This window comes from Okeania sp. SIO2F4, from assembly GCF_010672385.1.
Taxonomy (GTDB): domain Bacteria; phylum Cyanobacteriota; class Cyanobacteriia; order Cyanobacteriales; family Microcoleaceae; genus Trichodesmium.
This window is the reverse complement of the sequence record NZ_JAAHGT010000316.1, coordinates 1-9,642: the sequence shown is the minus strand read 5'-3', so window position 1 is coordinate 9,642 and position 9,642 is coordinate 1. Positions and strand designations below refer to the sequence as shown.

Annotated in this window: 9 protein-coding genes; 4 read left to right on the top strand and 5 right to left on the bottom strand. The window is 36.0% G+C overall.

Annotated features, from left to right (window positions below; translation table 11 throughout):
- From F6K22_RS19850 to F6K22_RS19840, 3 genes are all read left to right on the top strand, one after another.
- Positions 1 to 1,526 (top strand): hydroxysqualene dehydroxylase (locus F6K22_RS19850; protein WP_363273968.1); only part of this gene is annotated, 1,526 nt, incomplete at its 5' end.
- Positions 1,527 to 1,891: 365 nt separating this feature from the next.
- Positions 1,892 to 2,152: a photosystem I reaction center subunit PsaK gene (gene psaK / locus F6K22_RS19845; RefSeq protein ID WP_293101576.1), complete on the top strand. Its 261-nt coding sequence runs from the start codon at positions 1,892 to 1,894 to the stop codon at positions 2,150 to 2,152.
- A 173-nt stretch (positions 2,153 to 2,325) separates the two neighbouring features.
- Complete coding sequence (locus F6K22_RS19840) at positions 2,326 to 2,811, top strand: hypothetical protein (RefSeq protein WP_293101574.1); 486 nt, start codon at positions 2,326 to 2,328, stop codon at positions 2,809 to 2,811.
- Between the two features lie 266 nt (positions 2,812 to 3,077).
- On the opposite strand, the gene F6K22_RS19835 is transcribed toward F6K22_RS19840, so the two are convergent.
- Positions 3,078 to 4,190 carry an RNA-guided endonuclease InsQ/TnpB family protein gene (locus F6K22_RS19835; RefSeq protein WP_293101579.1) on the bottom strand — a complete coding sequence of 371 codons (1,113 nt, stop codon included), beginning with the start codon at positions 4,188 to 4,190 and terminating at the stop codon, positions 3,078 to 3,080.
- A 125-nt stretch (positions 4,191 to 4,315) separates the two neighbouring features.
- Positions 4,316 to 6,055, bottom strand: coding sequence for a helicase HerA domain-containing protein (locus F6K22_RS19830; RefSeq protein ID WP_293101571.1), 1,740 nt, complete (start codon positions 6,053 to 6,055; stop codon positions 4,316 to 4,318).
- 313 nt (positions 6,056 to 6,368) lie between these two features.
- Here F6K22_RS19830 and F6K22_RS19825 point away from each other — a divergent pair, with 313 nt between their 5' ends.
- On the top strand, positions 6,369 to 6,491 hold the full coding sequence (locus F6K22_RS19825) for a hypothetical protein (RefSeq protein WP_293101568.1): 123 nt from the start codon (positions 6,369 to 6,371) through the stop codon (positions 6,489 to 6,491).
- Between the two features lie 76 nt (positions 6,492 to 6,567).
- Here the strand turns inward: F6K22_RS19825 and F6K22_RS19820 are convergent, their stop codons facing one another.
- From F6K22_RS19820 to lpxD, 3 genes are all read right to left on the bottom strand, one after another.
- Positions 6,568 to 7,803 (bottom strand): coiled-coil domain-containing protein, encoded by a 1,236-nt coding sequence (locus tag F6K22_RS19820; protein WP_293101565.1) that lies wholly within the window; start codon positions 7,801 to 7,803, stop codon positions 6,568 to 6,570.
- A gap of 85 nt (positions 7,804 to 7,888) precedes the next feature.
- On the bottom strand, positions 7,889 to 8,281 hold the full coding sequence (locus F6K22_RS19815; protein WP_293101562.1) for a hypothetical protein: 393 nt from the start codon (positions 8,279 to 8,281) through the stop codon (positions 7,889 to 7,891).
- 295 nt (positions 8,282 to 8,576) lie between these two features.
- Complete coding sequence (lpxD, locus tag F6K22_RS19810) at positions 8,577 to 9,620, bottom strand: UDP-3-O-(3-hydroxymyristoyl)glucosamine N-acyltransferase (RefSeq protein ID WP_293101559.1); 1,044 nt, start codon at positions 9,618 to 9,620, stop codon at positions 8,577 to 8,579.
- Positions 9,621 to 9,642 lie beyond the last annotated feature (22 nt).

Genomic DNA, 9,642 nt, shown 5'->3' with positions numbered 1-9,642 from the left:
GATTCCAAAATAATATGTCTACAGAAACTCAAACTCCTAAGATAGTAGTAGTAGGTGCTGGCTGGGCTGGTTTAGGAGCCACTCACCACCTAGCCAAAAATGACTATGATGTTACACTTCTAGAAGCTGGCCCTTATCCTGGTGGTTTAGTGGCTGGCTGGAAAACTCCCGGTGGCCGTTCAGTAGAAGTCGGGATACATGGTTTTTGGTACCCGTACCATAACATATTCTCTCTAGTCAAGGAGTTAAATCTCAATCCCTTCACCCCTTGGACTCGTTCTGCTCAATATTCTCCCGCTGGATTAGAAGTAGAATCACCAATTTTTCAAGATTTACCACCCCTACCAACTCCTCTTGGTACTTTTATTTATACTCAATTTCAACGGCTACCTTTAAGCGATCGCCTTTCTGCTCTGCCACTGCTTTATTCTCTTATAGATTTTGATAATTCGGATGAAGCTTGGCGAAGATATGATTCAGTAACGGCTAGAGAATTATTCAAACAATACGGCGTTACCAAGAGATTATATGATGATGCTTTTAACGCCATGTTATTAGTTGGTTTATTTGCTCCGGGAGAACAATGTTCGGCGGCGGCTGCTTTGGGTATGTTGTATTATTTTATTCTGGCTCATCAACCTAATTTTGATGTGGTTTGGTGTCGGGGTACTGTTGGAGAAATGATATTTAAACCTTGGGTAGAAAATATTGAAAAATTTGGTGGAAAAGTTATGACAAAACAGCGAGTTACTGACTTAATTGTTGATGATAATAGCAAAGCAAAAGGAGTTGTTTGTGAAGACCAAATATTTGAGGCAGATGCAGTAATTTTTGCTGTTGGTATTAGTGGAATGAAAAAGATTTTAGCAGGAAGTGAAGCTTTACAAACTCGTCAAGAATTTAGGAATATTAATAATTTGGCTGGAGTTGATGTATTAGGAATTAGGTTATGGTTTGATAGAAAAATTCCGATTCCTCGTGCTTCTAATGCTTGTTTTGGATTTGATGCAACTACTGGTTGGACGTTTTTTGATTTGAATGCTTTACATGACGAATTTCGAGATGAACCAGGAACGGTTTTAGAAGTAGATTTCTATCATGCTAATCAATTTTTACCTTTGAGTGATGAGGAGATAATTAAAATTGTGCGGGAATATTTAGCAACTTGTATTCCTGAATTTATAGCTTCAGAAATTATTGACCAAAGTGTTGTCAGAGTGAAGGAAGGAGTAACTCATTTTTTTCCTGGTAGCTATCAATATTTACTCCCAGCAAAGACAAGTTTTGAGAATGTATTTATGAGTGGGGATTGGATTATTAATCGTCATGGTTCGTGGTCTCAAGAAAAAGCTTATGTGACTGGTTTGGAGGCTGCAAATTTAGTCGTGGATAAGTTTAAGTTAGGGGAGAAAGCTAATATTATTCCTGTGGAAGAGGATGAAGAACATATTAAATTTGCTAGGACGATTAATCAGTTAGTGCGAGAAGTCGGGAAGTCGATATTTCCTAATATTTGGTTGGCTTAATTCAGTTAACAGTTATCAGTACATCTGGAAATTAGTAAGAGACTTTGAAATATGGAATTTTCTTTTTTTATTCTCTTAAAAGATCGGGGTTAAGGTAAGCATTTAACCGTATATTTCGGACATAATAATCTACAAGGAGCGAATAGTAAAACTCTTCTGCTGCCGACATCTTGCTTGCTAAATGTGTACCTGATAACCGCACGAAGTGCTGTCTTAATAATCAATCTTCTTTCTTCTTGCCTCCTCATTCTGAATTTGTAAAGAATTATTGCTAAGTCTCACTAGAAGAAAAAAAAGAACAATTTTCTGATATAAAGATGCCACTGAGGTTTTCAATGTACACATAACTATAGGAGAAGAAAAAAATGCTTTACTCAACTTTATTAACACTTGGCCCTAATACTTTTGCCTGGAGTCCAAAAATTGCCTTAATTATGATTATCTGTAATATCGTAGCGATCGCCTTCGCTAAGTTTACTGTGAAATATCCTAGTGTCGGTCCGGCGATGCCTGGTTCCAACTTTTTTGGTGGTTTTGGAGTAGCTGGGGTTCTGGCAACTACAAGCTTCGGTCACATTTTAGGTGCTGGTGTGATTCTTGGTTTAGCAAATATAGGTAGCCTCTAAATTATTTTAGGTAGTTGACATCCTCCCGATATTAAATTAAAGATTATGATGCGGGTCTTCTGCCAACATTTAGATAAAATCAATAATTTCATTTACATTTATTGTTAGGTAACTTTCAGAAAGTTACCTTTTTATTAGATACTTACTATTGTCCAATAGTTGAGAAAAAAATCATGCGTACTAGAGAAGCATCTTTTTTATTGGGTATATCTCGTCAACGTTTATTAGTTTTATTAGCTCAAGGAAGAGTCAAAGATGCTGAGAAAAATGGTAGATTCTGGGAAATCCCAGTTTCTGAGAATGGAATGCCTGTGATAATTCCGGCTCGGCGCGGTCCGAAAGGTATCTGGAACAAGGAAATACCCACCAAACCTAAAATGATTCATGTTAATCAAAGCAAGATTAAAGGTAATAAGGGTAAGCCTCCAGAGGAATTGGAACCTGTGCTTTCAGTTAAAGATGGCGAACGCAACGATTATGGTTATGAGTTATATATTCCAGGTCCTTGCCAAATCGTCTACGAACCTTACAAACCTGCAAAATGTGGCGCTCACTTATGGATTAATACTTATAATTCTGTGGAATTTATACATAGTGAATTTTCACCAGATCCTGCAAGACAGCCTAGTAAACAAATTTTTATTAGTTTAGTTTCATAGGCACTACATCATCACAAAAGAATATTTATTTGCTTGAAAAGTTTGACTGACGATAACTTCAGTTAATTTGTGCTGTTTGGTTGTAGGAGTAGAAACATTTTGCTATGTAGCTAATGTTTGTTTTGTTATTTAAAACCCAATATCATCCAAAGCCACCTGAGCCGCTTCAAACAATTCATTATCAGAAACATACCGCCAATCCATATCTGCTTCATAAAACCGATATAAAATGTCACATTATGACGTTTTACTGTTTACTTCCTGCTTCAACCGGAACTGTCGGCAGCACTCCGTCCACAGGCATTGACGGTCAAGCCGACCGCATTTTTTAAATTAATACTTGCGTTCAAATCACGGTCTATAGATATCCCACACTTCTTGCAGTTATAAGTTCTCAGGCTTAGTGGCATATCTTGGACGTGACCACAGTTAGAACAAATCTTAGAAGATGGAAAGAATCTATCTACTATTGCTAGCTCAGAACCGTACCAATGAGTTTTATATTCAAGCTGTCTCCGAAATTCATAAAATCCTTGGTCGGCTATTGATTTCGCCAGCTTATGGTTTGCTAACATACCCCTGACATTCAAATCTTCTATGACAACTCTGCCGTGGTTTTTGGCTAAGTAAGTTGTCAGTTTATGAAGTGCGTCTTGACGGATGTTTGCTACTTTTCTATGCAATCTGGCTATCTTCCCTTGTGCCTTTTTCCAGTTAGCAGAGCCTATCTCTTTATGACGATTTAGGTATTGCATTCGAGATAACTTGGCTTCAAATTTGTGATACGATCTCAAACTCTCAAATACTTTTCCATCACTTAATGTAGCTAAAGTTTTCACTCCTAAATCTACACCTACTACATCAGTTTTTTTGGGTGTGATTGTGGGGTTTAATTCATAGCTACAACTGAGATACCAATCACCAGCTTGTCTACTAATTGTTACTTTTTTAGTTGTTGCTTCAATAGGTTCATAAGTTTTGACAATACCAATAAATGGTAATTTGTGACTCCATCCGTTTAATTCTATTGGTTTTCCACAATTATCAATTGTGAAGGAATCATGTTTACCTTTCTTCTTAAATCTTGGATATTTACCCAGCCCTTGAAAGAATCTTTTAAATGCTTCACCTAAGCTTCGGAAAGCATATTGGTAAACTTTAGATGACAAGTTTTTCATCCAAGGATAAAGAGGTTTTGTATGATTAGTAAAAACTTCTCTGAGCTTAAGGATATTGGGTTTATAACCATATTTATAAGCAGCATTCCACAAGCTTAAGCCCCAATTGTAGCACCAGCGTGAGTAGCCGGCGTGTTGAGCCATCAGGGTTTTCTGTTTGTTATTGAGTTTTAGCTTTGTACGAATTGACTTGTACATAATTTCTAGCCCTTTTTTCAGTTGACGACTGTATTTTCTCAGGCCAGATAGAGCTATCAAATTATACTACGTTATAACGTAAATTGTCAACTAGGTCAAAACTCTTTGATTAAGTCAATGCTCCCAAACTAAAACCCAATATCATCCAAAGCCACCTGAGCCGCTTCAAACAATTCATTATCAGAAACATACCGCCAATCGGTATCTCCAATTTCCTGATAAAAAGCCCGATCGTAAGCACGAGTTTGAATTACCACAGGCATCGGTACCGCATGACCTAATACTAAGGCTTGCTGTTTAGAATCCAATTTTGCCAAAACAGACCGCAAACTATGACCGCCAGAAACTCCGGTAAAAATAGAATCAATATCTTTATCATCATTCAACAGAGCGGTAATTCTGGTACCAATTTGAGACATAACTTCCGCATCTATTCCGGAAGGTCGCTGATCTACAACTAATAGAGTCACAAAATATTTCCGCATTTCTCTGGCGATGGTACCAAAAATAGTGGAACGTACTATAGCAGGGTCGAGAAAACGATGAGCTTCCTCAATAGTTATGACTAATGGTTGAGGGCGATCGCTCGGATTTTTAGAGCTTAAAAATTTATCTGCTTTCCGGACATAACTATTATGAATTCGGCGAGTAATCATATTAGCAGCTAACATATAGGAAAGCATATTTGACTGGGAACCAAATTCAATAATAACGTGTTTTCCTGCATCCAAAGATTCTAAGATTTCTTCTATATAATTATTTGTATTTTTGGTCTGCATATATTTCAGATTATCGAGTCGTAACAATTTCCTTTGCAACGACATAATCGAACCTTTATGACCTCTTTTTTCGTCACAAAATATTTGAATATCTTCATTAGTCATTGACAATAATTGAGTAATCCAAGACTTGCCAAATTCACTGCGGAGAATATTTGCACTATCAATACTTGCCTCGGATAAATTTAACTCCCGTTGCACCAACCCAATATCTTCAACCTCAATTTGATTGTAGCTAAGATACAATTCTCGTGCATCCCGCACCCCTCTACGTCTAGTAGATTCTGGGTCAAGAGTCCAAAGTTCGACTCGATCGGGAAATAATTGTCGTAAACCTTTTACTGTATTAACTTGTTTTCCTTCTGCCATTGCTTCCCAACCATATTCCGAGTGCATATCAAAAATTAAATTTACCGCAGCACCCTTCCGAATAATGCCAGATAAAAGCAGACGAGTCAGAAAAGATTTACCAGTTCCCGACTTACCAAAAATTCCATTACTTCGTTCTACAAATCTATCTAAATCTAAACAAACAGGTACATCCATATCAATAGGTTTACCCACAGCAAAATTCCGGCGACTGGGGTCATCTTCCCTACCAAAAACTAGACTAAAATCTTTGACACTTGCTTCAAAAACTTGGGAAAAATGACTAGGAATAGTTTTGACTGGCATTAATTTAATTTCGGCACTGGTTTGAGCTTCAAAGGATGCTAAATTTTCTATGGATTGGGATTTTTTTTGATTGTCATTTTTTTCGTTGGAGTTGAAAGAAACTGATGATGTTTCTGGAGTAATAATTAACATTAACATTGGGGCAAGTTCGATAGTTCCGTAGGTGCTACCTCCAGCTAAAACAGATTGTAAAAAATCATCCGTGGGTAGGGGGGGGTTAATCATTATTCGTTCGCTGGATGTTCCTAATAAAACATCAGTTAGCATACAAAAAAAGTGGGCGCGTACTCCTTGTACGACTAAAAATTTACCAACCCGCATATCTTCTACCAATACATCTGGGTGGAGTCGTACTTCTAATCCTTGACTGAGAGAACCTTGAATTACTGAGCCTAATGGTCGTTCAAAATCCATGTAAATTTCTTGATTATTTTCAGGTGTTATATCAAGTTATACCATTTTTATGAGATTAGGGAGTAGGGAGTGGGGAGTAGGGAGTAGAGGGAAAGAATGAATGATTTTTTTGGGATAATTAATTTTATTTTTTATAATCGGAGCTGTCTATTGAAGAAGGAAGGAAAATTGGCATAATAATACAAAAGACTAGATAAATATTGAAATATGACAGAGTTACTTAGACGTGCAATTTCCGAAATTGAGAAATTGTTAGAAGCAGAACATTTCGGCGATCGCCTCTCGTCTTTTAGCTGAATTAGAAGATGAGAGGTTGTGCCAGGAGAAATTTGGAGCTACTAAGGATGAACAGTGGGATATTTTGGCTGAAATAGTGCGTCAAGAAATAGTTGCGGGTGAAACAAAAGCTCTGAAAGATATTTTTGGTTTTGAGTAATGAAGTCAAGTGTTATGAAAATTTTTAGTTAATAGATAGGTTTGTTGAATCAGTCGATCAATTTCCCTTAAACAATTTATTTTTTCTTTTTATTTTTTCTTTGATTTGCACAAAATTGACACGCTTCTAAGCCATTTTTTCTAAATATATTTGACTGACTACTATTGATAATTTCTCGTGAACCATCAAGATCCAAAACATACTCTGCCACAAGCATCTTCCAATCTCGACATTTTTCATTAAAGTGATACTTACTAGATTTATTACTAAGATTTCCGATATATTTACCTTCTAAATATCTGATGGCAGAATACTTATCTCTAAGTGAATCTATTTCACTTTGTTTTTGATTAATATCTTTTATAAGTTGATTGTTTCTGTTTAATATCGATTTTCGATCTGCTTGTAGTGCTATCAATTTTTGATTTGCTACATTTAACTGACTCTGCAAATTATCAACTAGAGAATTTTGGGATTTACATTCTTCTCTATAGCGCTTAAATTCTTCACTAATTTTTGCTATTTCAATATCACCTTCAGCTATTACTTTATTTAGCTTCTCTAATTCCTGCTCCTGAACATACTTTTCTTGAAGTAATTTTTTTAATTCTGTAGAAAATACTTGTCTTTGAGATTTTAATTCGTTAATTGTACTCTCATAATAATTATCTAATTCTTGTCTGTCAAATCTAGAAATCTCTTTTTGAGATATGAGATTAAGTAATTCGCCAAATTTATACAATAATCCTATTTTTTTAGGGCGAATATTCTCAGCATTTTGAGATATTGCCAAATATAAATCATTGAGTAAATCCTGAATAATATCTGGTGAAGGAGAACTTTTTTTAGCAGCACAGACTAGGTCATTTAAAATTTTATCTATTCGGTTGAGTTCTTTTTCTGTTCTAGTTAAGTTCCCATCTTGAAAAAAATTGTGTATTCTTTTAAATAAACGGTAATTTTTTGGTCTTCTCGGCTCCAGTTCTTCTAAAATTTCTGCTTTTTTTTGCTTTAAAATTTCTATGGTCTTGGTGATTTTCTTATGACATTCTGCTTCATTTTTACCTAATTTATCTAAGACTTCTATGTATAACCATGCTTGAAAATCAAGATTGTTTAATTTTTTTATTTGCTCTTGGTTGTCTATCTGGGAGATAAATTCTGTATCCTGTAACTGTTTTTGTAATTTGTTTACCTTGGTTGAAACAGTTCCATGAAAGCAGGATAAAAGTAACTGAATTGATTCACCAACGGGAAAAGAGTATTCGGCTAGCCAGCCAAATAATGCCCATAAAATTAATGCTGAACACAAAAAACAAAATACTTTGAAATATGTTAATAATTTTCCTCCTAAAGTTAGAGGAACTAAGTCTCTATCAAGAAGTTCTCGATAACTATTATTCGTTACGAAAGTAGTTATGTTGTTGACCTATGTTTGTATCAGCAGCTATGTTCGTATTAGTTTCAGCAGTTAGGTTATTAAAGTTAAAAGAACGATCTTGTGCATTTTGAGTAACATTAATAGTATTATTTTCCTCTTTCTGAAATCTTAATACTTGCTGCTCTAAATTATTACGGAAACTTTTATCTTCTGTAATTAAATTCAAAATTGCAGCTTTCAGTAGTTCTTGATTTTCTCTAGCTCTGTCTAGATTAAAAATTCCCTGCAACTTGCTTTTTAAAGACTTAATAACTTCTCCGGCGATTGCCTCTAGAGATCCTCCAGTAACTTTATCAAGTCCATAAAGTACAATCTCAGAAGCTTTGCTAGCTAGTAAAGTGTCAAGCATAGATAAATAAATGGTATGAAACTATATTTTTTTACTATAACTTATGTTAAAAACAATATCAATAGCAGGATAACGAAAAACTTTAACTTCCCAATTTGGCAAATTAATGACTCTAGATTCTCAGATGTTTGCCACAACATAAAATCTTTTTCTTGAAGTCTAAATATTTATTCTAACCAGCCCATAATTTCCACCAAAAATGATTGCACACAGCTTTCAGGTTTAATTATCCAAGAGCCTATTAACAATTAACCTAAGACCTACAACCTAAGACCCAAAACCTTCTTCAATTTATCTATGGCATCAACATCTTTTTCATCTGTTTCACAGACTGATAAATTTCTGGCAAACGCTTATAAATAGCAGAAGCTTTCAAATAAATCTTATTAGAAACCGCCGGACTACTGGAAACAATCTCTCCCGCAGCAACATCACTATGAACACCCGCTTGAGCAGTAGCGATCGCTCCATTTCCTATTTTTGCCTGGTTAGCAACACCTACTTGACCAGCTAAAATCACATTATCGCCAAGCTTCACTCCTCCAGCTAAACCAACTTGAGCAGCCAAAGCACAATTTTTACCAATCTTACAACCATGAGCGATCTGCACTAAATTATCCAACTTAGTATTCTTACCAATTCTAGTTTCTCCCACCGCCGGGCGATCGATAGTAGTATTACCTCCAACTTCCACCCCATCTTCCAAAACAACCTTCCCAGATTGTTCCATCTTAAACCAACCATCGGCAGTCGGCACAAAACCAAAACCCTCTCCCCCAATAACCGCTCCACTATGAATTACACAACCCTTACCTATCTGACTCCTCTCGTGAATCGAACAATTAGCGTGTAAAATAGTATTCTCTCCAATTTCCACATCTGGATAAATTACCACATTCGGATAAATACAAACATTATCCCCAATTTTCACCCCCGCCTCAACCACAACATGAGCGCCAAGATAAACATTCTTACCAACTTTTGCCGTCCGGTGAACAACAGAAGTACGATGAATTTCAGCAGTAGGTTGAAAAGGTCGATAAAAAAGAGCGATCGCCTGAGCAAATAATAATCTCGGTTCCTTACCAGATAACCACCCAATACCACGCTCACCTGCCAAATTTTGTAGAGTTTCATCCATCGGCAAAATTAAAGCACTAGCATTTGTCGTTTCTAAATAACTGGCAAATTTTGCACCCTCAATATAACTAAGAGTACCTGCTATTGCCTCATCTATTGCAGCTATACCTTGAATATCTGGATCGAGATGATTTATTTTTTCCAGACTACAAGCGATCGTCTCAGAACCAAGTTTACTTGCAAGTTCGCTAAATTTCACAATTAGAACCCCCACTCCTCAC

Bases quoted from the DNA above. Each gene is read 5' to 3' on its own strand.
- psaK (WP_293101576.1), top strand. From the start codon at position 1,892: ATGCTTTACTCAACTTTATTAACACTTGGCCCTAATACTTTTGCCTGG.
- F6K22_RS19830 (WP_293101571.1), bottom strand. From the start codon at position 6,055: ATGGATTTTGAACGACCATTAGGCTCAGTAATTCAAGGTTCTCTCAGT.
- F6K22_RS19840 (WP_293101574.1), top strand. From the start codon at position 2,326: ATGCGTACTAGAGAAGCATCTTTTTTATTGGGTATATCTCGTCAACGT.
- F6K22_RS19815 (WP_293101562.1), bottom strand. From the start codon at position 8,281: ATGCTTGACACTTTACTAGCTAGCAAAGCTTCTGAGATTGTACTTTAT.